The organism is Streptococcus oralis (genome assembly GCF_023110435.1).
In the GTDB taxonomy this organism is placed as follows: domain Bacteria; phylum Bacillota; class Bacilli; order Lactobacillales; family Streptococcaceae; genus Streptococcus; species Streptococcus oralis_CF.
The window spans coordinates 94,361-119,320 of record NZ_JALDWB010000004.1 but is presented as its reverse complement, the minus strand read 5'-3'; the positions used below and the strand labels follow the sequence as shown (position 1 = coordinate 119,320).

Genomic DNA, 24,960 nt, shown 5'->3' with positions numbered 1-24,960 from the left:
CTATTCTAGCAAAAAAGAGGAATCTTGTCAAAGGCGTTTTCTTATTATAAATTAGTGCGCTTTCACTCGCAAGTAATGCATGAAAAGGTTTTTTATGATAAAATGATAAGAAGAACTCTTACAAGGAGGAAAAAATGAAGAAACAAACCATCGCTGTCTTGGGTCCTGGTTCTTGGGGAACTGCCCTTTCGCAGGTTCTAAACGACAATGGACACGAGGTTCGGATTTGGGGAAATATTCCTGACCAGATCGATGAAATCAATAGCCAACATACAAACAAACACTACTTTAAAGATATCCTACTCGACAAAAAAATCAAGGCCTACCATGACTTGGGAGAAACATTAAAGGGTGTGGACGCTGTTTTATTTGTTGTCCCAACAAAAGTAACGAGACTGGTTGCCCAACAAGTAGCAAAGGTACTCAATCACAAGGTTGTCATCATGCATGCCTCCAAAGGATTGGAACCAGATAGTCACAAACGCCTATCAACCATTCTGGAAGAGGAAATTCCAGCTGACCTCCGTAGTGACATCGTCGTTGTTTCAGGACCAAGCCACGCTGAGGAAACCATTGTGCGGGATATTACTTTGATCACTTCGGCCTCTAAAGACCTGGAAACTGCCCAGTACGTTCAAAATCTCTTTAGCAATCACTACTTCCGCCTCTATACCAATACGGATGTTATCGGGGTTGAAACCGCTGGTGCTCTTAAAAACATCATCGCAGTTGGTGCTGGAGCATTACATGGTCTAGGATTTGGCGACAATGCCAAGGCAGCCATCATCGCCCGTGGCTTGGCAGAAATCACCCGTCTAGGTGTCGCTCTTGGAGCTAATCCTCTAACTTATAGCGGTCTTTCTGGAGTTGGTGATTTGATCGTAACAGGGACATCTGTCCACTCTCGTAACTGGAGGGCAGGTGACGCTCTCGGTCGTGGAGAATCCCTCGCAGACATCGAAGCCAACATGGGCATGGTCATTGAAGGAATTTCAACGACTCGAGCAGCTTACGAACTGGCTCAGGAATTGGGTGTCTACATGCCAATCACACAAGCCATTTATCGAGTTATCTATGAAGGTGTCAATATCAAAGAAGCAATCAATGACATCATGAACAACGAATTTAAAGCAGAAAACGAATGGTCTTAGACCTTTATAGAAAGGAATATTATGAAACAAAAAGTAAGAAAAGCAATTATCCCTGCAGCTGGACTAGGAACTCGTTTCCTCCCTGCAACCAAAGCCTTGGCCAAGGAAATGTTGCCAATCGTAGACAAACCAACCATCCAATTTATCGTTGAAGAAGCCCTCAAATCTGGAATCGAAGATATCTTGGTTGTTACTGGTAAGTCAAAACGTTCCATTGAGGACCACTTCGACTCAAACTTCGAATTGGAATACAACCTCAAAGAAAAAGGGAAAACAGATCTTTTGAAGCTAGTTGATGAAACAACTGGCATGCGTCTGCATTTTATCCGCCAAACTCATCCACGCGGTCTCGGAGATGCTGTTTTGCAAGCCAAGGCTTTCGTCGGAAATGAACCTTTTGTCGTGATGCTTGGGGATGACTTGATGGATATCACTAACGAAAAGGCTGTTCCGCTTACCAAACAACTCATGGATGACTATGAGCGTACGCACGCGTCCACTATCGCTGTCATGCCTGTCCCTCACGACGAAGTATCTGCCTATGGGGTGATTGCTCCGCAAGGTGAAGGGAAAAACGGCCTTTACAGTGTTGAAACCTTTGTTGAAAAACCTGCTCCAGAGGACGCTCCTAGCGACCTTGCTATTATTGGACGCTACCTCCTCACGCCTGAAATTTTCCAAATCCTCGAGAACCAAGCTCCAGGTGCAGGAAATGAAATTCAATTGACAGATGCGATCGACACCCTCAATAAAACACAACGTGTATTTGCTCGTGAGTTCAAGGGTTCCCGCTACGATGTCGGAGATAAGTTTGGCTTTATGAAAACGTCCATCGACTACGCTCTGAGACACCCTCAAGTCAAAGACGACTTGAAAGACTACCTCATCCAACTCGGAAAAGAGTTAGCTGGAGAGAAATTAAAAAAATAATCTATAACAAAAGAAGAACTAGGGTGGTTGACTATCCTAGTTCTTTTTTTATTTGCACTCATCTCATCCCTGTACTTTGCCTATCATCGAAGAAAAGAATCGATAGGTCGAGCAGTTCCCACACTTGTCTCTAATTATTTGCCAAATTTTGTGAAAGCACTATACTTCTGTTTTTTTTTTATAAAAATAGGAGTATACTAAGTTAGTATAATAAAATAAAAAACACCGAATCGGTGCTCACTTTTTCAAGTTGTGTACGGACAAAGCCTTATTTTAACTTTGCTGTGTTGTTTCGAATAGTTCCAACAGCTATATTATATACCATTCTTTTAAAAATAGCAAGAAAAAATCTATATAAAATAGAATAACATTTTATTTTACAACTATAAAAAATTATATTGAAAGCGTTTTATAATTCGTTGCTTTTAATAGCAAAAAGATATATAATTTAGTTAAAGTTAATATATTAGCGCTTGCTGATACGACTCTAAAATTACAATAAAATGGAGAGCAATAGATGACTAAAAAACCTTACTCTATCGGACTAGATATCGGAACAAACAGCGTCGGATGGGCCGTCATTACAGATGACTATAAAGTTCCATCGAAAAAGATGAAAGTTCGGGGCAATACTGATAAACACTTTATCAAGAAAAATCTCATCGGGGCTTTGTTATTTGATGAAGGGACTACCGCTGAGGATAGACGTCTCAAACGAATAGCACGTCGTCGCTATACTCGTCGGAAAAATCGTCTTCGCTATCTTCAAGAAATCTTTGCTGAGGAAATGAACAAGGTAGATAGTAGTTTCTTTCATCGATTAGATGACTCTTTTTTAGTTCCTGACGATAAAAGAGGAAGTAAGTACCCTATTTTTGCTACCTTGGCAGAAGAAAAAGAATATCATAAGGAATTTCCGACTATCTATCATTTGAGAAAGCAACTGGCAGAGTCAAATGAAAAAGCAGATTTACGTTTGATCTATCTAGCTCTTGCTCACATGATTAAATACCGCGGGCATTTTTTGATTGACGATCCCAAGTTTAAAGTTCAAAATAATGACATCCAAGGACTGTTTGAAAAATTTGTTGAAGAATATGATAATGTTCAAGAAACCTCCCTTTCCAAAATCAAACTGAATGTCACAGAAATTCTAACTGCTAAAATCCCTAAGTCTGAAAAACAGGAACAACTTCTTAAGAACTACCCAAGTGAAAAGAAGAATACCTTATTCGGTAATTTAATCGGACTAGCTCTAGGATTGACACCTAATTTTAAAACAAACTTTAGTTTAGAAAACGATGCTAAATTACAAATATCATCGGAGAGCTATGAAGAAGATCTTGGAAATCTCCTCGCACTAATCGGAGAAAATTTCATCGAACTCTTTTCTGTAGTGAAAAATCTAAGCGATGGTATCTTATTAGCAGGTATCGTTTCAGACGAATCACCACATGCACCTTTATCAACAAAAATGGTCATTCGATTCAAAGAACATGAAGAAGACTTGGCTGCTTTAAAACACTTCATCAAAAACAATCTTCCAGAAAAATATGTTGAAGTTTTTTCTGACCAATCTAAAGACGGGTATGCTGGGTATATCGATGGCAAGACCACTCAAGAAGCATTTTACAAATATATCAAAAATCTTCTCTCTAAATTCGAAGGAGCAGATTATTTCCTTGATAAAATTGAACGTGAAGATTTTTTGAGAAAACAACGCACCTTTGATAATGGTTCTATTCCTCATCAAATTCATCTTCAAGAAATGAATGCCATTCTCCGTCGGCAAGGAGAACATTATCCTTTTTTGAAGGAAAACAGAGAAAAGATTGAGAAAATCTTGACCTTCCGTATTCCTTACTACGTTGGTCCATTGGCTCGTGGCAATGGTGATTTTGCTTGGCTTACTCGAAATTCTGACCAAGCAATCCGACCTTGGAATTTCGAAGAAATTGTTGATAAAGCAAGCTCTGCGGAAGACTTCATCAATAAGATGACTAACTATGACTTGTATCTCCCAGAGGAAAAAGTTTTGCCTAAGCACAGTCTGTTGTATGAAACATTTGCTGTCTATAATGAATTAACAAAAGTAAAATTTATTGCAGAAGGATTGAGAGACTATCAATTCCTTGATAGTGGGCAAAAGAAGCAAATTGTTGATAGATGTTTCAAAGAAAAAAGAAAAGTAACCGAAAAAGATCTCATTCATTATCTACACAATGTTGATGGCTACGATGGAATCGAACTAAAAGGAATTGAAAAACAATTTAACGCTAGTCTTTCTACTTATCATGATTTACTCAAAATTATCAAGGATAAGGAGTTTATGGATGATGCTAAAAATGAAGCAATTCTTGAAAATATCGTCCACACGCTAACTATCTTTGAAGATCGTGAGATGATTAAGCAACGCCTTGCTCAATATAATTCTCTCTTTGATGAAAAAGTGATCAAGGCACTGACTCGTCGACAGTATACTGGATGGGGGAAACTTTCTGCTAAGCTAATTAACAGTATCTGCGATAAACAAACTGGCAAAACGATTCTTGATTATCTGATCGATGATGATTACAACAATCGTAACTTTATGCAGTTAATCAATGATGACAGACTTTCTTTCAAAGAAATTATCCAAAAAGCACAAGTCGTTGGCAAAACAGATGATTTGAAGCAAGTTGTTCAAGAACTTCCAGGAAGCCCTGCCATTAAAAAGGGAATTTTACAAAGTATCAAGATCGTTGATGAACTTGTCAAGGTTATGGGCCATGCTCCTGAGTCCATTGTAATTGAAATGGCTCGAGAAAATCAAACTACTGCCAGAGGGAAAAAGAATTCCCAACAAAGATATAAACGCATTGAAGAATCATTGAAAATCTTAGCGTCTGGACTTGATTCAAATATATTAAAAGAAAATCCAACAGATAATAATCAACTTCAAAACGACCGCCTCTTTCTTTACTATCTCCAAAATGGAAAAGATATGTACACAGGGGAAGCTCTTGACATCAATCAATTAAGTAGCTATGACATTGACCACATCATCCCACAGGCCTTTATAAAAGATGATTCGCTCGATAACCGTGTCTTGACGAGTTCAAAAGAAAATCGTGGGAAATCTGATAATGTTCCTAGTCTGGAGGTTGTTCAAAAAAGAAAAGCTTTTTGGCAACAATTGTTGGATTCCAAATTGATTTCAGAACGTAAATTTAACAATTTGACCAAAGCCGAACGAGGCGGGCTAGATGAACGCGATAAAGTTGGCTTTATCAAACGTCAGTTGGTTGAAACGCGTCAAATCACAAAACATGTTGCACAGATTTTAGATGCCCGCTTCAATACAGAAGTGAATGAGAAGAACCAAAAAACCCGTACCGTCAAAATCATCACTTTGAAATCCAATCTAGTTTCCAACTTCCGTAAAGAATTTAGGTTATACAAGGTTCGGGAAATCAATGACTACCACCACGCGCATGATGCCTATTTAAATGCAGTGGTTGCTAAGGCTATCCTTAAGAAATATCCTAAACTAGAGCCTGAATTCGTCTATGGTGACTATCAAAGGTATGACCTTAAGCGATACATCTCAAAATCCAAAGACCCTAAAGAAGTCGAAAAAGCAACTGAAAAGTATTTCTTCTACTCAAACTTGTTGAACTTCTTTAAAGAAGAGGTGCATTACGCAGACGGAACAATCGTAAAAAGAGAGAATATAGAGTATTCTAAAGACACCGGAGAAATCGCTTGGAATAAGGAAAAAGATTTCGCTACAATCAAAAAAGTACTTTCACTTCCGCAGGTAAATATTGTGAAGAAGAGAGAGGTGCAAACAGGTGGCTTCTCTAAAGAGTCCATTCTTCCTAAAGGAAATTCTGATAAGTTAATCCCTCGAAAAACAAAGAATATTCTTTGGGAAACTACTAAATATGGGGGATTTGATAGCCCCGTTATCGCCTATTCGATCCTGCTCATAGCTGATATCGAAAAAGGAAAAACGAAAAAACTGAAGACTGTCAAGACTCTAGTTGGTATTACCATCATGGAGAAAAACGCTTTTGAGAAGAATCCAATAGCTTTCCTTGAAAATAAAGGCTATCATAATGTACGTAAAGAAAATATCCTCTGCCTACCTAAATATAGTTTGTTTGAATTGGAAAATGGTCGCAGACGGATGTTAGCAAGTGCTAAAGAACTTCAAAAAGGCAATGAAATAGTGCTTCCCGTACATTTAACAACCTTGCTCTACCATGCTAAAAACGTCCATAAACTAGACGAGCCAGAACATTTGGAATATATTCAGAAACACCGAAGTGAATTTAAGGATTTATTAAATCTTGTATCTGAGTTCTCTCAAAAATATGTCCTCGCCGAAGCAAATCTGGAGAAAATCAAGAACTTATATGCAGACAATGAGCAGGCAGATATAGAAATCCTAGCAAATTCATTTACCAATTTGTTGACCTTCACTGCTTTGGGTGCTCCTGCTGCCTTTAAATTTTTTGGCAAAGATGTTGATCGAAAACGATACACAACTGTATCTGAAATCCTCAACGCCACCCTCGTCCACCAATCCATCACTGGTCTCTACGAGACTCGGATTGACTTAAGCAAACTAGGAGAAGACTAATGGGATGGAGAACCGTTATAGTCAATACGCACTCTAAACTCTCCTACAAGAACAACCACTTGATTTTTAAAGATGCCTCTCGGACAGAGTTGATTCACCTGTCCGAGGTGGACATCCTGCTTTTGGAGACGACGGACATCGTTCTCTCCACTATGCTGATAAAGCGCCTGGTGGATGAAAATATTCTGGTCATCTTTTGTGATGATAAACGCTTGCCAACGGCATACTTAATGCCTTACTATGGTCGACACGATTCCAGTTTACAACTTTCTCGGCAAATTGCTTGGAATGAAGATGTAAAGGCGGAAATTTGGACAACCATTATTGCACAAAAGATTCTCAATCAGGCTTTTTATCTGGGGAGTTGTGGTTTTCTAGAAAAATCTCAATCCGTCATCGATCTCTATCATGGGTTGGATTTATTTGATCCTAGTAACCGTGAGGGACACGCAGCTCGGATTTATTTCAACACCTTGTTTGGAAATGATTTTAGTCGTGAGCAAGATAGTGATATCAATGCTGCCTTGGACTACGGCTACACCTTGATTTTGAGTATGTTTGCGCGTGAGATTGTGTTGTCTGGCTGTATGACCCAGTTTGGATTGAAACATGCTAATCAGTTTAATCAATTCAACCTAGCCAGTGATATTATGGAGCCCTTTCGTCCGATTATTGACAGAATTGTCTATGAAAATCGAAACAGTTCTTTTATCAAAATCAAGCGAGAACTTTTTACCATTTTCTCAGATACCTTTCACTACAATGGAAAGGATATGTATCTGACCAATATCGTCAGCGACTATACTAAGAAAGTCATCCAAGCTCTCAATCAACCCGAGAAAGGAGTTCCTGAGTTTAGGATATGAGTTATCGATATATGCGTATGATTTTAATGTTTGATATGCCAGTTGATACCGCAGAGGAACGCAAGTCCTATCGGAAATTTCGGAAGTTCCTCATAGATGAGGGATTTATCATGCACCAGTTCTCCATCTATAGCAAGCTCTTGCTCAATAACTCTGCTAATAATGCCATGATTGAACGCCTTAAGACGCACAATCCTAAAAAAGGAAATATTACCCTCTTAACCGTTACAGAAAAGCAGTTTTCTCGTATGATTTACTTGAATGGCGAGCGAAATACCAGCGTAGCAAACTCCGATGCACGTTTGGTTTTTCTAGGAGAGGAGCCTAGAGATGAAGATTAATTTTCCGCTATTAGACGAACCATTAGCTATTGAAAATGCAACTTTTTTGGTGCTGGAAGACCAATTTACCTTTTCAACTATCGTCAAGCAATTCTACCAATATACTGATGATGGGGAGTTGAAGTTGTTTGATAGAAATCTAAAAGCTCTAAAAGAGTCTGAATTACTAGTGATAACGGATGTCTTAGGATACAATCTCAACTCACCTGCCATGCTCAAGCTGATTCATGCTGATTTAGAAAATCAACTCAATGACAAACCGGAAGTCAAGTCCATGATTGAAAAGTTGGTTGCTACGATTACAGAATTGCTAGCATTTGAGTGCTTGGAAAACGAATTGGATCTGGAGTACGACGAAATCACCATTCTAGAGTTGATTGATGCGCTAGGGGTCAAAGTTGAAACTCTAAGTGATACACCTTTTGAAAAGATGCTAGAAATTGTTCAAGTTTTTAAATATCTTTCCAAAAAGAAACTCCTTGTTTTCATCAATGCATCCGCCTATCTATCAAAGGATGAGTTGGTAAATCTGATAGAGTACATCCAACTAAATCAACTAAGGGTTTTATTTGTCGAACCTCGAAAAGTCTATGATTTTCCGCAGTATGTAATGGATCAAGACTATTTCTTGAACCCTGAAAATATGGTATAATAAGAGTAACAATTGGAACCTGACGAGCTGAAGTCCGGCTGGGACGAATGGCGCGATTACGAAATTTCGTGAGAAAAATTTTTCTACGAGGTTTTAGAGCTGTGTTGTTTCGAATGGTTCCAAAACCTTTTCAAGAGCAATCTTCTTGATGTATATGTTTTAGAGCTGTGTTGTTTCGAATGGTTCCAAAACTCTCTTGTGCGTTTGAGATGATAAAGTGACGTTTTAGAGCTGTGTTGTTTCGAATGGTTCCAAAACTATTTTCCTAGCATGGATGGTATCCGTTGGGTTTTAGAGCTGTGTTGTTTCGAATGGTTCCAAAACCAGAATAGCCTTTTGTAATTCGATTGAAAGGTTTTAGAGCTGTGTTGTTTCGAATGGTTCCAAAACATAAAAATACACTAATCACAGATACAAGAGGTTTTAGAGCTGTGTTGTTTCGAATGGTTCCAAAACTACGCTCAACGTTTACTCATGTTGGAACCAGTTTTAGAGCTGTGTTGTTTCGAATGGTTCCAAAACTGGCAACATTTCGTTGTGGTTAATCTGTTTGTTTTAGAGCTGTGTTGTTTCGAATGGTTCCAAAACCAATCCTGTCACGTCAATATAATCACGTGTGTTTTAGAGCTGTGTTGTTTCGAATGGTTCCAAAACACAAAGAAAGATTGCACTATGCTAGTACATGTTTTAGAGCTGTGTTGTTTCGAATGGTTCCAAAACTCTGAGAAATGCTGATTGACAACTGACCATGTTTTAGAGCTGTGTTGTTTCGAATGGTTCCAAAACTGTCCCCTCCAACTCCCCGACATCTGGACAGTTTTAGAGCTGTGTTGTTTCGAATGGTTCAAATTCACATAAAAAGCTACTCGTTTTTTGAGTAGCTTTTTATGTATTCCAAACTTACACATAGCTCATTTCTTTGTAGAAAAGGAAAACGGCTAGTGCGACAAAAAGTAGAGTTGCTCCGATTCGCTGGCTGGTACTAAACATCCTTTTTTCCCATTTGACTGGAAAGATGACTGCTAGAAAGGCACCGCCTACTGCACCACCAATATGTCCTGCTAGGCTAATTCCTGGAATCATAACACTGCCAATAATATTTATCACGAAAAGCGTCAGATAGGATTGCCCCAACTGCTGGATATAGAGATTGCGAGTTGCATAGCGCAAGACGATGATCGCTGCAAATAGCCCATAGAGGGAGGTGGATGCTCCTGCCGCTAGGGTTTTCGGTGTAAAAGCAAAAACGAAGAGATTGCCCATCATTCCTGATAAGAGATAGAGAAAGAAGAACTGCTTAGAGCCGAAAATCTCCTCCACCTGTCGTCCAAGAAAGTAGAGTGAAATCATATTGACAATGAAATGTTCCCAACCGATATGCACAAATATAGCCGAAAAAAGGCGCCAGAACTGCTCTGGGAACAGGCGAATGATCGGTCCATACATAGCTCCAAACTGAAACAGAGTTTTGACTTGATCAAAGTTGATACCCGTAGTAATCAGCATCAGTAGAAATACAAAGCCAGTCACTAGGAGAAAAAAACTAGTCACAGAGTAGCGTTTATCAAAGATTTTCTTCATAGATTAGTACCTCCTGAACGGGAATATCATGGTCTTCAGAGTTGAAATTCTGGATTTGACAAGGATAGATTGTACTCATGGTCTGACCAGCAAAATTCTCCAGATAGCGGTCGTAATAGCCTCCGCCATATCCAATCCGATACCCCTCTCTTGTAAAAGCCAAGCCTGGAACATGAATCAAATCAATCTGAGAGGCATCCACCACTTCCAAGTCCCCTTGGGGCTCCAGTAAACCAAAGGAAGTTTTTTTCAACTGCTGCGGATCATAGACCACAAACTCCATGCGCCCCTTTGGATAGGTTTTGGGTATCAAAACCTTTTTGCCGTCCTTCAGCGCCTGGTCAATCAGTCCCTGCGTTTGAAATTCATGAGGGAAGGAGAGATAGGTTGCGATGGCTTTGGCATCTTGGTAAAAAGGATGATTCAAAAATCGTTCTGTTAAAACTCGATCCATAGCCTGTTTTTGCTTCTGAGATAAAGCCTTCATTTCGTGCAAGACTTGCTTGCGTAGTTCTGCTTTCATAGACAACACCTCTACTCCGCCGCCTTCTTTTGAAGAAAGCTAGAGACCGCTTCCACCCCAACGGCTAAGGCTTCTTCCTTGGGACTCATCTGTGGATGGTGAAGAGCGTAGGGACTGTTGATACCCAACCAGAACATAACGCCATCTACCTTCGAAAGGAGATAGCCAAAGTCCTCACCAGTCATAGCAGGCTCGATATCAATCAACTCAATTCCCTCTTTCTCTTCAAAAAAGTCCATCAGTTCACGCGCCAAGGCTGGATTATTCTCAACAGGTAGGTAGCCTCCTTGCTTGAGTTCTACTTCGACTTCCATATCAAAGGCTGCTGCAACTCCTTCTGCGACTGTCTTGACTCTCTTTTGTACCAAGAGGCTCATGTCCTGAGTCAAGGCGCGAATGGTTCCGTGTAAAAATGCTGTGTCTGTAATGACATTGTTGGTTGTTCCAGCTTGGAAAAGGCCAAAGGTCACCACTGCTCCTTCGATTGGATTAACATTGCGGCTGACAACTGACTGCACCTGGGTCACAAAGTAACTAGCAGCCACCAAGGCGTCATTGGCTTCATGCGGAAAGGCTGCGTGTCCTCCTTTTCCTTTGAAACGAATCTTCACCTCACAGGTCCCTGCAAAGAGAGTGTGTGTATTGGTCGCAATCTGTCCAACCTTTAGATCCGGACGAACATGGAGACCATAAAACTGGTCTGGTAGCCAGTCCCCAAAAGCGCCGTCCTCATACATGAGCATGCCACCAGCTTCATTTTCTTCAGCAGGTTGAAACAGAAAAAGCAGATTATTCTTGGGTTGCTCCTCAAGAGCACGCTCGAGACAGCCCAAGGCAATGGTCATATGAAAATCATGGCCACAGGCATGCATGCGACCTTGGTGCTGAGAAGCAAAAGGTAGACCTGTTTGTTCGACGATAGGCAGGCCATCAATATCTGTTCGCCAACCAATGGTCCGCTCCGGCTGACTTCCCTGCAGGTAGACCAAAATCCCTGTCCGCCAAGTACGAACTTGAACAAAATCCTTACCCGTAGTCAATTTCTCAATCACATCCAGCAAATAAGCCTGAGTCTTGAACTCCTCCAAGCCAATCTCTGGAATCTGGTGTAAATCTCGTCTAGTCTGAATCAAATCTAACATCTATCTGTCCTCCGATATAGCAGAAAGAGGCTGGAAAAAGGGTTCCGCCTCTTTTTTACTTTTAACAATTACAAGGTACGAAGCGCATCCTCTAGCGCTGTTTTTTGTTGGGTTTGGGCATCAATTTCTTTGATGATACGAGCTGGAACACCTGCTACTACAACGTTTTCTGGAACATCTTGGGTAACGATAGCTCCTGCAGCGACAACTGAACCACTACCGATTTGGACACCTTCGATGACCACTGCATTAGCTCCGATAAGAACATTGTCCCCGACACGGACTGGATCGGCACTAGCTGGTTCAATCACACCTGCCAAAACTGCACCTGCACCAACGTGGCTGTTCTTCCCAACGATGGCACGGCCACCAAGGATAGCACCCATATCAATCATGGTTCCAGCACCGATTTCAGCACCGATATTGATAACAGCTCCCATCATGATAACAGCATTGTCACCAATTTCCACCTGGTCACGGATAATAGCACCTGGCTCGATACGAGCGTTGATAGTACGTTTATCTAGCAAAGGAACTGCAGAATTACGAGCATCTTGCTCGACAACATAGTCTTGATTTTCTACCAAACCTTCGAGAAGCGGAGCGACGTCCTTCCAGTCTCCAAATAGAACATTGCCTAGTTTGACAACAGAGCTAGGTAGAGCAGATGCGAGTTCTCCCTCAAAGGTTACTTTAACACTGGTTTTCTTTTCCGCATTGGCGATAAATTGGATGATTTCTTGGGCATTCATTTTTGTGGCAGTCATAGGCGCCTCCTGGTTCGTTATAATGATACCTATTCTACCAAAAAAGGCTTCAAATTTGAAGCCTTAAGCACTCGAACAGAACATTTTACCTTTCCTTCGTTTCCTCAATTGATAAGAAAACCATTGGAACGATAATCAAAATCATAGCCAAAGCTAGAAAACCATCCAAAACCATACCTAGAAATAGCACACTTAATAGTGCGGAAGATAAAGGTTCGCTGGCACTCACAACTGACACAACTAACGGTGAGACGAGTAGAACAGCCTTCATCGAAAGGAAAAAAGCAAAAGCCGTTCCAAACACAGCAATAGTAAAACAAATCAAAAGGCTCGTCACATCAAGTTGAAAGGTGATCTGATGAACAGGATAAAGAAAATTGCTAAAAACACCTGCTAGCAACATCCCCCAACCAACGGTTGGCACAAAACCATAGTCACGTGCAAAACGCTGAGGCAGAATAACGTTGAACATGACCCCTACAGCACTGAGTAGTCCTGTCACCAAAGCCAGAGGTGTCATTGATAGCTTGGATAAATCCCCTTTTGTAGCCATCAAAAAAACACCTATCATGGCAATCAAAACATAGAGAATGGCTGTGATAGAAGCCTTCTTCTGGTAGACAATGCGATTGTAAAACAAGATAAAAACTGGACTGATAAATTGTAAAATCGTTGCTGTCGTCGCATTTGAATATTCAACACAGAGATAGAAGAAAAACTGTACAGAAAAAATCCCCAGAATAGCGTAGGCTAAAAAAGGCAGATAGTTTTTCTTATTTCGCCAAATATCCAATAGTTGAAAGCGCAACTGAAAGGCAGATAAAAACAAGACCAAGCTACCTGCCAAAAGCAGGCGCATGGAAGTGATCCAGCCAGACGACACCTGATAATGAGCGAAAAAATATTCTCCTAAAATACCACAAATTCCCCAAATCAGACCTGACAACAGTGAATATAGAGTTCCCTTAAAAATCTTCTTTTGATACTTATTCATTCTCCTATTGTAACACGAAATGAAAAAAGAAAAAAGTAGCACGAAACATAATATTAAATGAAACTTGCTACTTTTTTATTCTATCGATTTGATTGATTTGAGCGAGTTGATGAGCTTGTTCCCGAACTACCACTAGAACTTGGAAGGGTTGGGGTCGGGAGACTCGGTAAACTTCCTAAAATGCTCTTCCAAGCATTTTGATAATCTGCATCGCTCCCTCCGATGGCAAAGCGGTAAGTAGTTGCTGGAGCCCCTTCTTTAGTAGCCCAATAACTCGTTACAGTAGAACCTGAAACGGTGACTTCTTTGCCATTGATTGTGACCTTGCCAGGTTTCTCTCCTGTCGATTTGAGGACTTGAGACTTGGTCACACTTGGGTCTAGACTAAAGCGCTCATTCCCCCAAATTCCAGGTTTTGCTTGTTGAATAGCATTGACCAAGTGGGCCATATAGTTGGCATTGCGATAGTGTCCTGCTCCTTTGGCTAGCGGTCGGTTGTCATCGTGACCTAACCAGCCCCCTAGAGTCAAGCGTGGCGTAGAAAGCATGAGCCACATATTTTCATCTTCATTGGTCGTACCAGTCTTTCCAATCCAGTCAGCACGAGCCAGACTTGGATTAATAGAGGCCAAATCAGTCTGAAAGCTTGACGTAACTCGAGATGAGATCACCTCGCGAAGCAAACTCTGCATGATGGTCGCTGTTGCTTTTGAATAAACTTGGACAGGTTGACTTTTATGCTCATAAATCACTTGCCCAGTCGTCGATTCAATCTTGGAAATCATATGTTTCTTGTGGTAGACCCCATTATTAGCCAAGGTCTGATAACCATTGGTATGCTGGGCAACTGTAACATCAATCCCCCCACCCATCGGTAAACTTTCAATCCCATATTCTGGGATTTCATAACCCATTTTTTCCATATAACCCTTGACATCAACGCCCTTCTCTCGAAGCGTACGATAAGTCCAGTAGGCTGGGATATTCCATGAGTAGTTAAGGGCTTCTCCCAAGGTCATCATGCCTGTACCAGGACTATTGACATACATGATGGGATTCCCGTTTGCAAAGTTTGTCGGATAGTTTGATAAGATACTTGCACTTCCCATCAAACCTTGGTCAATCGCGATACCATAGGCCAGTATAGGCTTAGTGGTTGAAGCTGGAGAACGCTTGGTGTCAATAGCGTGATTGTTCTGATTTTCTTGGTAATTACGACCACCAACAAATCCAAGAATGGCTCCCGTTTGGTTGTCCATAAGGACATTTCCCACCTCAGGCTGGCCTGTCGAATCATCTACCAGACTACCATAATTTGCCACTGCATTCTGCATGGCTGTATGAACTTTTTTATTAATGGTAGTGGTAATTTTATAACCACCGTTTTCAATTTCCTTGGTTGCTAGGTCATGATAAGCTTTCTGGATGGACTCATTCTTTAACTCTTGAGCAGAGACATGATCTCTCTCAATCAGATAGTCGTACATTCGATCGGTAGCTTCTGCCAAGGTTGCAAAGTAAAGATAGTCGCGTGAGCTTCCGTTGACACTACCTGACGGTAGAAAGTCTTTCTTAAAGTCATAATCCTTGTACTTGTCGTAATCTTCCTGGCTCAGAGCACCTGTCCGGTACATATTGTAGAGGACATCCTTGGCACGCTTGATACCCAAAGCCATATCCTCATCACTCTTCATACTGCCATCAGATTCATAAGGGGAATAACTAATCGGACTCTGTGGTAAGCCTGCGATAAAGGCCGCTTGAGGTATCGTCAAATCTGAAGCATTAACACCGAAAATTCCTTCTGCAGCTTGCTGGGCACCTGCAATATTTTGACCTTTGTGATTGCGACCGAAAGGAGCAATATTCAGATAGGTTGTCAGAATTTCTTCCTTGCTCATGACACGCTCCAAGGCAAGAGCATCTACGATTTCTGTCGCCTTACGAGCCAAGGTCGGAGCATCCCCTACCACCTGTTGCTTGATGACCTGCTGGGTCAAGGTCGAACCACCACTGGACGACCCTAGACCGACAAAGGTTCCCAAGGTCGCACGAATAACGGCCTTAGGTACAACCCCCTTGTGTTCATTGAAATGCTCGTCCTCTGTCGCAACAATAGCTTTCTTAAGGTTATCTGAGATAGCATCTGAAGCGACTGAAGTGCGCAATAAATCGCCCTCGATCGAAGCGATAGTAGTTCCGTCAGAATAGGTGATTTCTGAGATAGAGGCAATATCCTTTACTTGTTTAACTAACTCTTCTGTTTGAGGTACCTGGGCCTTGTCAAATAGAGCCACTCCATATCCCATAGCCACCCCAGCACCAAACAGTCCACCGATAAAGGCCAGAATAAAGAGAGTGTTGAAGGTCACTTTAAAAGCACTCAAAACCTTAGCCAAAATAGACCCAACCCTTCTGACTTTGTCAGAAGAAGCTACTTTCTTATCAGTCTTTTTACTTGCTTGTTTTTTCTTCCATTTGGCAGTTAGTTGCTGGAAAAAATGCAGCATTTTAGTTTTTAATTCATCAATTCTTTTTTTCATGAATGTCCTCGCTTTCTTTATTATACCATAAAAGGGAAACTTTCAATAAAATAGCCACTTTCTTCCCTATTCTACTAGGCTATTGACCAAGTTTGTGATACAATAGGTAGAAACAATATTTTATAAAGGAGAAAAGACACATGCACATTTTTGATGAGCTAAAAGAGCGTGGTTTGATTTTTCAAACGACTGATGAAGAAGCTTTGCGCAAAGCCCTAGAAGAAGGTCAAGTTTCTTATTATACTGGCTACGATCCAACTGCTGACAGCCTTCACCTAGGTCACCTTGTCGCAATCCTGACAAGTCGTCGTTTGCAACTAGCAGGTCACAAACCTTATGCGCTCGTTGGCGGTGCTACAGGTCTCATCGGAGATCCGTCCTTCAAAGATGCTGAGCGTAGTCTCCAAACAAAAGACACAGTAGATGGCTGGGTCAAGTCTATCCAAGGGCAACTTTCTCGTTTTCTTGACTTTGAAAATGGGGAAAATAAAGCTGTCATGGTCAACAACTACGACTGGTTTGGCAGCATCAGCTTCATTGACTTCCTCCGTGATGTCGGAAAATACTTCACTGTCAACTACATGATGAGCAAGGAGTCTGTGAAAAAACGGATCGAAACTGGGATTTCTTACACTGAATTCGCTTACCAAATCATGCAAGGATATGACTTCTACGTCCTTAACCAAGAGCACAACGTAACACTACAAATCGGTGGTTCTGACCAGTGGGGAAATATGACCGCAGGTACCGAATTGCTCCGCCGTAAGGCTGACAAGACTGGTCACGTAATCACTGTTCCACTAATCACTGATGCGACAGGTAAAAAGTTTGGTAAATCAGAAGGAAACGCAGTCTGGCTCAACCCTGAAAAGACTTCTCCATACGAAATGTACCAATTCTGGATGAACGTGATGGATGCCGACGCTGTTCGTTTCTTGAAGATCTTTACTTTCTTGACACTTGATGAGATTGAAGATATCCGTAAACAATTTGAAGCAGCTCCACACGAACGCTTGGCTCAAAAAGTCCTCGCTCGTGAAGTCGTGACTCTTGTTCACGGAGAAGAAGCCTACAAGGAAGCCCTCAACATCACTGAGCAACTCTTTGCAGGAAACATCAAAAATCTTTCTGTCAAAGAACTCAAACAAGGACTCCGTGGAGTACCAAACTACCAAGTCCAAGCTGACGAAAATCACAACATCGTGGAACTCCTCGTGTCATCTGGTGTGGTTAACTCAAAACGCCAAGCCCGTGAAGATGTTCAAAACGGAGCTATCTACGTCAACGGTGACCGTATCCAAGACCTTGACTATGTCTTGAGTGACGCAGATAAGTTAGAGAACGAACTGACTGTTATCCGTCGCGGTAAGAAAAAATACTTTGTATTGACTTACTAAATTGTTAAACATTTACCTATAAACAAAGGAGTTACCCTCGAGAAAGGTAACTCCTTTTTGCTGTGAATAGTCCCCACCTATCCCTTAATAGACAGACTACGCAGGACTATGCGTAAGGTTGTTAGATTATGTAGGATAGAGAGGTTTGAAGGACTGAGCCAATTAAATAAGCCAAAGCCAATCAAACTACTATTTACGACAATGGTATCTTGAATATTCTTCTTGATGAGTATTTGCAAAGATGATGATAGCGAATCCAACTCTTGGAAGAAATCCAAGCGATTATCTAACAATAAGATATCACTCATCTGCTTAGAAATATCTGCGCTCTCATTCATCACCACACCGATATCTGATAGGGTTAGAGCCGCTGAGTCATTCAACCCATCTCCAACCATCAAAATAGTATGACCTGCTTTCTGCAGTTCCTCTACTAACTCAAATTTCCCATCAGGTTTCAAGTCTGTATAGACCTGATCAAAGGGCAAATCTTTGACTAATTCCTCTGTCCTAACCAGGGTGTCCCCTGTGGCCAGAATCAATTTTTTCCCTTGTGCCTTAAGTTTCTCCAAGGCTACTTTTGCTTCTTTTCTCAAAGGAGTATGAATGCAGAACATTCCAATCAATTCATTCTGATAAGCTAAGAATAAGAGATTGTAGTGACTCTTGTACTCTTCAATTAAAGCATTTTGCTCCGAACTGATATGAATCTGCTCATCCTGCATCAAGACATAATTTCCAATAAGAACTGGTTGCCCATCAATATGGGACTTAATTCCCTTGCTTGCAATATATTGGAGTTTCCCATGCATTTCCTCATGTTCAATCCCCTCTATCTCAGCTTGCTTGACAATGGCATTAGCAATAGGATGATAAATGTGTTCCTCAAGACAGGCACTGATTCTGAGAATATCTTCCTCGCTATAGTCCCCAAAAGGTAACACCTTTTCAACTATAGGATAGCTAGTTGTGATTGTTCCTGTCTTATCAAACAAGAAAGTATCAACTTCCAGATATTTCTCTAGAACATCTCCATCCTTAATCACCATTTCACGGTTCAACCCCTCTTTGATAGCTGTCAAATAAGCTACAGGAGTAGAGATTTTCAAAGCGCAGGAGAAATCGACCAATAGGAAAGAGATAGCCTTAGAAAAAGAACCTGTTAATAGGTAAGTCAGCCCAGCCCCCAAGAAATTATATTTGACGACCTTGTCCGCCATCTTGATGAAATAGCGTTGTTTCGTTTTCTTGTTTTCTTCAGATTTCTTCATTAACTCAATCAGTTGTAAAATCCGGCTGTTCATCTGATTATCGGTTACACGAATGCGCAACTCTCCAGTCTCCAAGACTGTGTTTGCACAAACCAAATCAGACTCTCTTTTTTCAACTGGAAAACCCTCTCCCGTCAAGGAACTTTCGTTGACCATACCTAAACCTGAAACTACTTGTCCATCAAACAGAATTTCATTTCCTTGAGATAGGACCAAGACATCTCCTATTTGAACATCGGAACTCTTGATGCTAACGACCGTATCGCCCTGTACCAAGAACACATCGCTCTCTTTTGCAAGAAGACTCTGTTCTAAATCTGTTGCAGTTTTTTTCAAGGACCACTGATCTAAATGATTGCCTAAATCAAGCATAAACATGATGTTGCTGGCAGTCTTGGATTGGTTCATAAACAAAGACAATAAAATAGCCGAACAGTCCAAGACTTCCATCGTTAGTTCCTTACGCGCTAGTGTTTGATAGGCTTCTTTAACATAGCCAAAAGCCTGATAACAAGTCCATATATAGCGAATAGGAGACGGCACAAGACTACGAAAAAGCACACGCTTAATCGCTGCACCTGAAACGATAGAATAGGCACTCTCTTCTCTACGAACAGGAAGAGTCATCAACTCAGAAACTTTCCCTTTATCAATTCTTTTTAAAAAGGCTTCTGCATTGTCTAATACAGAGAAGCCTTCTTTTATACGTAGGGTAAAGTGCTGTTGATCCATGTAAAACTGGATAGACTCAATTCCCTTCTCATCTCTCGCCAAGGAACGAAGATAGTCTTGAATATCCAAGGTGAGTGAAAAAGAAGATGATAGTCGGATATGTTGATATCCTCTATATAGCACTTTAAAAGACATATTATTCTCCTATAAGGCTATCTAATTGCTCTTCTTTTTTCTCTTGCTCATACAAATATTTAGCATCTTGCAAAACATCGTCTCCATGTTGCTTCACAACAGAAACAGATGCATCTAGCTCATCTTTAAACTTGTAAGCCTTAGCCAAAGCTTTAGAATAACCTTTTTTAGCTTCCTTACTTGCTAAGATTTTCAAACCAAGGGTACCAAATGCGACACCACCCAAAAATAATGAAGATTTTTTCGCAACTTTTGCAACGGTTAGTACTTCTTTTAACATACTTATTTCCTCCTTATCATTATTATATAGCAATTTAGATATAAAAGCAATTTCATTTTATAAATTGAAGAATTAGTTTTATTTCTACTGAATCTCCCATCTACTTACTCCTGAAGTTGCTTTCATTTGTCTCTTTTGATACACTTAAACTATGAATACAAACCTCAAACCCAAACTCCAGCGTTTTGCTTCTGCGACTGCCTTTGCCTGTCCTATCTGTCAAGAAAATCTGACCTTGGTAGAGAGCAGTCTCAAGTGTAGCAACCGCCATTCTTTTGACCTGGCAAAATTCGGCTATGTCAACTTGGCTCCTCAGATCAAGCAATCTGCCAACTACGACAAAGAAAACTTCCAAAACCGCCAGCAAATCCTTGAAGCTGGCTTTTATCAGGCTATCTTAGAAACCATCTCAGACCTGCTTGCAAGACTAGAAACTGCCAAAACTATCTTGGATATCGGTTGTGGCGAAGGTTTTTATTCTCGTGAACTCCAAGAAATTCATTCTGACAAAACCTTCTATGCCTTTGATATTTCCAAAGATTCCGTTCAAATCGCTGCCAAGAGTGAACCCAACTGGGCGGTCAACTGGTTTGTCGGTGACCTGGCTCGTCTTCCTATAAAAGACGCCAGCATGGATATCCTGCTTGATATCTTTTCGCCTGCCAACTATGGGGAATTCCGTCGCGTTTTATCCAAAGACGGTATTTTGATCAAGGTCATCCCAACTGAAAATCACCTCAAAGAAATCCGTCAAATGGTGCAGGACCAGCTGATAAAGAAGGATTATTCTAACCAAGATATCAAGGAACATTTCCAGGAATACTTCAGCATCCGATCTAGCCAAATAGCTTCCCTAACCAAACCCATCACAGCCGAGCAACGCCAAGCTTTACTTAGCATGACCCCCCTTCTCTTTCATGTTGACCAGACCAAAATTGACTGGAGTCAACTGACAGAGATTACCATTGAGGCAGAGATTTTGGTTGGGAAAGCACTGTAAATAAAACTTTCAGATAAGACAAAACCCGCACCTTCAAGGTACGGGTTTAAGTTATGTAATTATTAGTTCAAGTGCCAGATATCTTCGTTGTACTGAGCGATTGTACGGTCAGATGAGAAGAATCCTGCTTTGGCAATGTTAACGATGACTTTATCCAACCATGCGTCACGGTCTTCGTAGTCAGCAAGCATTTGCTCTTTGACTTTGATGTAGTCTTCCAAGTCAAGGAGAGTCATGAACCAGTCTTTGTTGATCAATTCGTTGTAAAGACGTTCCAAGCGTTCTTTCTTACCTACTGCAAGAACAGCATCGCTCACGATGAAGTCAACCAAAGGTTTGATAGCTTCACGAGCGTAGAATTCGCTTGACTTGTAAGCTGCTTTTGCGTAAAGGTCGATAACAGTTTCTGAATCTTCACCAAAGATGTAGATGTTTTCGTCACCAACCAATTCAGCGATTTCCACGTTAGCTCCGTCCATAGTACCCAGAGTCAAAGCTCCGTTCAACATGAATTTCATGTTACCAGTACCTGAAGCTTCTTTAGAAGCAAGTGAGATTTGTTCTGAGATGTCACATGCTGGGATGAGGAAGCTTGCGGCAGTAACGTTGTAGTTTTCAACCATAACTACTTGCAAGTGTGGAGCTACTGCTGGATCGTTAGCAATCACTTCTGACAAGCAAAGGATCAAGTGAATGATGTCTTGGGCGATTGTGTAGGCAGGAGCTGCTTTACCACCAAAGAAGACTGTGATTGGACGAGCAGGGATGTTACCAGCCTTGATATCAAGGTATTTGTGGATCACATACAAAGCGTTCATTTGTTGGCGTTTGTACTCGTGAAGACGTTTGATCTGGATATCAAAGATAGAGTTTGTATTGATTTCCACACCTTGGTGTTCTTTCAAGTGACGAGCCAATTTACGTTTGTTGTGAGCCTTGATGCTTTCCAATTTTTCTTTGACAGCAGCCTTGTCTTCGTATGACAAGAGTTTTTCAAGCTCATCTGCTTCATGGTGCCAACCATGTCCAAGAATCTCATCCAAGTAGTGAGACAAGCTTGGGTTAGCGTGCATGAGCCAACGACGGAATGTGATACCGTTTGTTTTGTTGTTGAATTTTTCTGGATAGATGTCGTAGAAAGCTTTCAACTCTGAGTTTTTCAAAATCTCAGTGTGGAGAGCCGCAACCCCGTTTACGCTGTATCCGTAGTGGATATCCATGTGAGCCATGTGAACACGTCCGCTCTCATCGATGATTTGAACAGCTGGATCTTTGTATTCTGCTTTCACACGGCGGTCCAATTCTTTGATGATTGGTACCAAGTGAGGAACCACTTCTTCCAAGAATTCAAGAGGCCATTTTTCAAGGGCTTCAGCAAGGATTGTGTGGTTAGTGTAGGCAGTCATGCTACGTACGATTGAGATTGCTTCATCAAGTTCGATACCACGCGCAGTCAAGAGGCGGATCAATTCAGGGATAACCATTGATGGGTGAGTATCGTTGATTTGTACAACTGCGTAGTCCGCAAGGTCATGCAAGTTGCTTCCTTTTTCGATTGCTTCGTCGATGATCAATTGCGCACCGTTTGAAACCATGAAGTATTGTTGGAAGATACGGAGCAATTCACCTTGCTTGTCGCTGTCGTCTGGGTAAAGGAAGAGAGTCAAGTTGCGAGCGATATCTGTCTTGTCAAAGTTGATACCATCTTCGATGATAGAAGAATCAACTGAATCCAAGTCAAACAAACGCAAGCGGTTTTTAGTAGCTGTCTTGTAACCAGGTACATCGATATCGTAAAGAGTAGATGTCAATGTGAAGTGTGCAAATGGCACTTGGTAGCTACGGCTTGAGCGAACCAACCAGTTTTGCTCTGTCAACCAAGCGTTAGGAATCGTTTCTTGTTGGTTGTTTTTAAGAACTTGTTGGAAAAGACCGAAGTGGTAGTTCAAACCAACACCATCACCATTCAAACCAAGTGTAGCGATTGAGTCGATAAAGCAAGCTGCCAAACGTCCCAAACCACCGTTACCAAGTGATGGTTCCAATTCTACTTCTTCGATTTCGATCAACTCTTTACCTGCAGCTGCAAGTTCTTTTTTCACATCGTCGTAAAGACCAAGGTTAATCAAGTTGTTTGACAAGAGTTTACCGATCAAGAACTCAGCAGAGATGTAGTAAACTTTTTTCTTACCAGTGTTGACTGGTTTTTGGCTGCTTGCAAGTTTGCTGTAGTTGAGAAGAGCAAGGTAAAGCTCTTCATTGCTACATTCTGCAATGGTTTTATTGTAACGCTTTTGTACAAATTCGTTTAATGGTAACATGTTTATGTGTCTCCTGATATTGTCTTATTTCTTTAATTCTACCAAATTTTCATTGATTCGGCGATAAATTGTAGTCAAGTCAAGCAAAGTTTCTTCAACCGCTGGTGTGAGTTGATCTGCTGTCATACGCCATGACCAGTTTCCGCCAAGAGTAGATGGGAAGTTCATACGAGCTGACTCATCTAGTTCTAGCAAGTCTTGCATGGTTGCAATAGCCATGAAGCTAACAGATGAAAAGACTGTGCGAAGCATTGCGTGTGGCACTGTTTCGTACTCTTTACGGTTCGTGTAACGAGCCATGTATTCACGAGTTGGATCGTCGATCTCATTACGGTACCAACCAAGGACTGTATTGTTATCGTGTGTTCCTGTATACATAACAGAGTTGGCAGGTGCCAAGTGTGGGCTATCGATACTTTCGTCTTCTGGATTGAAGGCGAATTGAAGAATCTTCATTCCTGGGAAGCCAGTGCGTTCACGCAACTCGATGACTTCATCTGTCATGAAACCAAGGTCTTCTGCGATGATGTTTAGCTCACCAAGCTCTTCCTTAACGGCTGCGAAGAGTTTGTAGCCTGGACCTTTCACCCATTTACCAGGTGCTGCTGTATCGGAACCAGCAGGAATTTCCCAGTAAGATTCGAAACCGCGGAAGTGGTCGATACGAACGATATCGTAAATCTTGAAGCTTTCGCGCAAGCGTTCAACCCACCATTTGTAACCGTCTTTGTCCATGGCTTCCCAGTCATAGATTGGGTTGCCCCAAAGCTGACCAGTTGCAGAAAACTCATCTGGTGGGCATCCTGCGATGCAAGTTGCTTTACCATTGGCATCTGTCTTGAAGAGGTGTGGATTTGCCCACATGTCGCTTGAATCTTCCGCTACGTAGATAGGCATGTCCCCAACGATTTCGATGTGGTTATCGTTAGCGTAAGCTTTCAATTTCAACCATTGTTGGAAGAAGAAGTATTGAGTCACACGGTGGTAAACCAACTTGTCTGCCAATTTCTCACGGTAGCTTTCAAGCGCTGAAGCTTTACGCGCACGAGCATCTGCATCTGGCCATTCTGTCCAAGCAAGATTGTCAAAATGCTCTTTAATAGCCATATATTCCGCGAAGAGTTCAAGCCATGATTGGTTGTCTTGAGCAAACTTCTCAAAATCTTTGACATCTCCTACTTCCAAGAAGCGTTTAACTGCTTTTTCTAAAAGCGGACGACGTGCATAATAAATCTTCGCATAATCAACTTCAGATGCATCGCTACCAAAGTCAACACCTTTAAGATCACTGGCTTCGAGCAAGCCTTGCTCTACCAAGATATCAAGGTCGATAAAATGTGTATTTCCAGCAAAGGCCGAGAATGATTGGTATGGAGAATCTCCATAGCTTGTTGTCCCGAGAGGGAGGATTTGCCAGTAACGTTGCTTCGTACGAACCAAGAAATCGACGAAATCATAGGCAGTTTGGCCAAATGATCCAATCCCGTATGCTCCTGATAGAGAAGAGATGTGCATTAACACACCACTTTGACGTTTTTTCATAATAGCACCTCATATGTTTGTTATAAAACGTTGCGCAATCAAGGCGCAAACGTTTGCGTTAAATTAAGTATAGCGTATTTTGAACACAAATGCAAGCGGTTTTAAAAAATTTTTTTTGAATTATTTTAATCAAACAAAACTTGTCTCCACTGATATTTTATGAAA

At 41.2% G+C, this 24,960-nt stretch carries 18 protein-coding genes and 1 CRISPR repeat array; of the genes, 8 read left to right on the top strand and 10 right to left on the bottom strand.

From position 1 onward, the window contains the following. The first annotated feature begins 134 nt into the window (after window positions 1-134). The 6 genes from M1F97_RS06990 to csn2 all read left to right on the top strand — a co-directional run bounded on the left by M1F97_RS06990 (window position 135) and on the right by csn2 (window position 8,567). Window positions 135-1,151 carry an NAD(P)H-dependent glycerol-3-phosphate dehydrogenase gene (locus M1F97_RS06990; protein WP_247944638.1) on the top strand — a complete coding sequence of 339 codons (1,017 nt, stop codon included), beginning with the start codon at window positions 135-137 and terminating at the stop codon, window positions 1,149-1,151. 21 nt (window positions 1,152-1,172) lie between these two features. Further along, window positions 1,173-2,081 carry a UTP--glucose-1-phosphate uridylyltransferase GalU gene (galU, locus tag M1F97_RS06985; protein WP_247944637.1) on the top strand — a complete coding sequence of 303 codons (909 nt, stop codon included), beginning with the start codon at window positions 1,173-1,175 and terminating at the stop codon, window positions 2,079-2,081. A 517-nt stretch (window positions 2,082-2,598) separates the two neighbouring features. After that, window positions 2,599-6,708, top strand: coding sequence for a type II CRISPR RNA-guided endonuclease Cas9 (cas9, locus tag M1F97_RS06980; RefSeq protein WP_247944636.1), 4,110 nt, complete (start codon window positions 2,599-2,601; stop codon window positions 6,706-6,708). Continuing rightward, complete coding sequence (gene cas1, locus M1F97_RS06975; protein ID WP_169447396.1) at window positions 6,708-7,574, top strand: type II CRISPR-associated endonuclease Cas1; 867 nt, start codon at window positions 6,708-6,710, stop codon at window positions 7,572-7,574. The genes cas9 and cas1 overlap by 1 nt, the downstream gene beginning before the upstream one ends. Next, on the top strand, window positions 7,571-7,915 hold the full coding sequence (cas2, locus tag M1F97_RS06970; protein ID WP_125849038.1) for a CRISPR-associated endonuclease Cas2: 345 nt from the start codon (window positions 7,571-7,573) through the stop codon (window positions 7,913-7,915). Before cas1 ends, cas2 begins: the two co-directional genes overlap by 4 nt. Beyond that, window positions 7,905-8,567: a type II-A CRISPR-associated protein Csn2 gene (gene csn2, locus M1F97_RS06965; protein WP_169447395.1), complete on the top strand. Its 663-nt coding sequence runs from the start codon at window positions 7,905-7,907 to the stop codon at window positions 8,565-8,567. The genes cas2 and csn2 overlap by 11 nt, the downstream gene beginning before the upstream one ends. A 90-nt stretch (window positions 8,568-8,657) precedes the next feature. Beyond that, a CRISPR array of direct repeats spans window positions 8,658-9,419; the repeat unit is 36 nt; unit sequence GTTTTAGAGCTGTGTTGTTTCGAATGGTTCCAAAAC. 48 nt (window positions 9,420-9,467) lie between these two features. On the opposite strand, the gene M1F97_RS06960 is transcribed toward csn2, so the two are convergent. From M1F97_RS06960 to pbp1b, 6 genes are all read right to left on the bottom strand, one after another. After that, the gene (locus tag M1F97_RS06960; protein WP_247944635.1) at window positions 9,468-10,148 is read right to left on the bottom strand and encodes a rhomboid family intramembrane serine protease; all 681 of its coding nucleotides are present in this window, start codon (window positions 10,146-10,148) and stop codon (window positions 9,468-9,470) included. Beyond that, on the bottom strand, window positions 10,132-10,671 hold the full coding sequence (locus M1F97_RS06955; protein WP_169447131.1) for a 5-formyltetrahydrofolate cyclo-ligase: 540 nt from the start codon (window positions 10,669-10,671) through the stop codon (window positions 10,132-10,134). The genes M1F97_RS06960 and M1F97_RS06955 overlap by 17 nt, the downstream gene beginning before the upstream one ends. Window positions 10,672-10,682: 11 nt before the next feature. After that, window positions 10,683-11,813, bottom strand: a complete 1,131-nt coding sequence (locus tag M1F97_RS06950) for an N-acetyldiaminopimelate deacetylase (protein ID WP_169447130.1) — start codon at window positions 11,811-11,813, stop codon at window positions 10,683-10,685. 68 nt (window positions 11,814-11,881) lie between these two features. After that, the gene (gene dapD / locus M1F97_RS06945) at window positions 11,882-12,580 is read right to left on the bottom strand and encodes a 2,3,4,5-tetrahydropyridine-2,6-dicarboxylate N-acetyltransferase (protein WP_247944634.1); all 699 of its coding nucleotides are present in this window, start codon (window positions 12,578-12,580) and stop codon (window positions 11,882-11,884) included. Window positions 12,581-12,665: 85 nt separating this feature from the next. Further along, a complete protein-coding gene (locus tag M1F97_RS06940) occupies window positions 12,666-13,574 on the bottom strand; it encodes a DMT family transporter (RefSeq protein WP_247944633.1) in 909 nt (302 codons plus the stop codon). An 80-nt stretch (window positions 13,575-13,654) separates the two neighbouring features. Then, window positions 13,655-16,117, bottom strand: coding sequence for a penicillin-binding protein PBP1B (gene pbp1b, locus M1F97_RS06935; RefSeq protein WP_247944632.1), 2,463 nt, complete (start codon window positions 16,115-16,117; stop codon window positions 13,655-13,657). A 140-nt stretch (window positions 16,118-16,257) separates the two neighbouring features. On the opposite strand from pbp1b, the gene tyrS reads away from it, so the two are divergent. Beyond that, window positions 16,258-17,514 (top strand): tyrosine--tRNA ligase, encoded by a 1,257-nt coding sequence (tyrS, locus tag M1F97_RS06930; RefSeq protein ID WP_247944631.1) that lies wholly within the window; start codon window positions 16,258-16,260, stop codon window positions 17,512-17,514. 77 nt (window positions 17,515-17,591) lie between these two features. Here the strand turns inward: tyrS and M1F97_RS06925 are convergent, their stop codons facing one another. Both M1F97_RS06925 and M1F97_RS06920 read right to left on the bottom strand, forming a co-directional pair. Continuing rightward, the gene (locus M1F97_RS06925; protein WP_247944630.1) at window positions 17,592-19,652 is read right to left on the bottom strand and encodes a heavy metal translocating P-type ATPase; all 2,061 of its coding nucleotides are present in this window, start codon (window positions 19,650-19,652) and stop codon (window positions 17,592-17,594) included. Window position 19,653: 1 nt separating this feature from the next. Continuing rightward, window positions 19,654-19,932: a DUF6110 family protein gene (locus tag M1F97_RS06920; RefSeq protein WP_000910908.1), complete on the bottom strand. Its 279-nt coding sequence runs from the start codon at window positions 19,930-19,932 to the stop codon at window positions 19,654-19,656. Between the two features lie 151 nt (window positions 19,933-20,083). Here M1F97_RS06920 and M1F97_RS06915 point away from each other — a divergent pair, with 151 nt between their 5' ends. Beyond that, window positions 20,084-20,932, top strand: coding sequence for a putative RNA methyltransferase (locus M1F97_RS06915; RefSeq protein WP_247944629.1), 849 nt, complete (start codon window positions 20,084-20,086; stop codon window positions 20,930-20,932). Window positions 20,933-20,994: 62 nt separating this feature from the next. Here M1F97_RS06915 and glgP read toward each other — a convergent pair whose 3' ends face one another. Both glgP and malQ read right to left on the bottom strand, forming a co-directional pair. Beyond that, on the bottom strand, window positions 20,995-23,253 hold the full coding sequence (gene glgP / locus M1F97_RS06910) for a glycogen/starch/alpha-glucan family phosphorylase (RefSeq protein WP_247944628.1): 2,259 nt from the start codon (window positions 23,251-23,253) through the stop codon (window positions 20,995-20,997). Between the two features lie 24 nt (window positions 23,254-23,277). Continuing rightward, entirely contained in the window at window positions 23,278-24,795 is a 1,518-nt protein-coding gene (gene malQ / locus M1F97_RS06905) for a 4-alpha-glucanotransferase (protein WP_223327415.1), read from the bottom strand. Between the last annotated feature and the right edge of the window lie 165 nt (window positions 24,796-24,960).

Excerpts from the sequence above, each read along its gene's own strand:
- M1F97_RS06960 (WP_247944635.1), bottom strand. The coding sequence starts at position 10,148 with ATGAAGAAAATCTTTGATAAACGCTACTCTGTGACTAGTTTTTTTCTC.
- M1F97_RS06940 (WP_247944633.1), bottom strand. The coding sequence starts at position 13,574 with ATGAATAAGTATCAAAAGAAGATTTTTAAGGGAACTCTATATTCACTG.
- cas2 (WP_125849038.1), top strand. The coding sequence starts at position 7,571 with ATGAGTTATCGATATATGCGTATGATTTTAATGTTTGATATGCCAGTT.
- pbp1b (WP_247944632.1), bottom strand. The coding sequence starts at position 16,117 with ATGAAAAAAAGAATTGATGAATTAAAAACTAAAATGCTGCATTTTTTC.
- galU (WP_247944637.1), top strand. The coding sequence starts at position 1,173 with ATGAAACAAAAAGTAAGAAAAGCAATTATCCCTGCAGCTGGACTAGGA.
- dapD (WP_247944634.1), bottom strand. The coding sequence starts at position 12,580 with ATGACTGCCACAAAAATGAATGCCCAAGAAATCATCCAATTTATCGCC.
- glgP (WP_247944628.1), bottom strand. The coding sequence starts at position 23,253 with ATGTTACCATTAAACGAATTTGTACAAAAGCGTTACAATAAAACCATT.
- M1F97_RS06925 (WP_247944630.1), bottom strand. The coding sequence starts at position 19,652 with ATGTCTTTTAAAGTGCTATATAGAGGATATCAACATATCCGACTATCA.
- tyrS (WP_247944631.1), top strand. The coding sequence starts at position 16,258 with ATGCACATTTTTGATGAGCTAAAAGAGCGTGGTTTGATTTTTCAAACG.
- malQ (WP_223327415.1), bottom strand. The coding sequence starts at position 24,795 with ATGAAAAAACGTCAAAGTGGTGTGTTAATGCACATCTCTTCTCTATCA.
- M1F97_RS06915 (WP_247944629.1), top strand. The coding sequence starts at position 20,084 with ATGAATACAAACCTCAAACCCAAACTCCAGCGTTTTGCTTCTGCGACT.
- M1F97_RS06920 (WP_000910908.1), bottom strand. The coding sequence starts at position 19,932 with ATGTTAAAAGAAGTACTAACCGTTGCAAAAGTTGCGAAAAAATCTTCA.
- M1F97_RS06990 (WP_247944638.1), top strand. The coding sequence starts at position 135 with ATGAAGAAACAAACCATCGCTGTCTTGGGTCCTGGTTCTTGGGGAACT.
- cas9 (WP_247944636.1), top strand. The coding sequence starts at position 2,599 with ATGACTAAAAAACCTTACTCTATCGGACTAGATATCGGAACAAACAGC.
- M1F97_RS06950 (WP_169447130.1), bottom strand. The coding sequence starts at position 11,813 with ATGTTAGATTTGATTCAGACTAGACGAGATTTACACCAGATTCCAGAG.
- cas1 (WP_169447396.1), top strand. The coding sequence starts at position 6,708 with ATGGGATGGAGAACCGTTATAGTCAATACGCACTCTAAACTCTCCTAC.
- csn2 (WP_169447395.1), top strand. The coding sequence starts at position 7,905 with ATGAAGATTAATTTTCCGCTATTAGACGAACCATTAGCTATTGAAAAT.
- M1F97_RS06955 (WP_169447131.1), bottom strand. The coding sequence starts at position 10,671 with ATGAAAGCAGAACTACGCAAGCAAGTCTTGCACGAAATGAAGGCTTTA.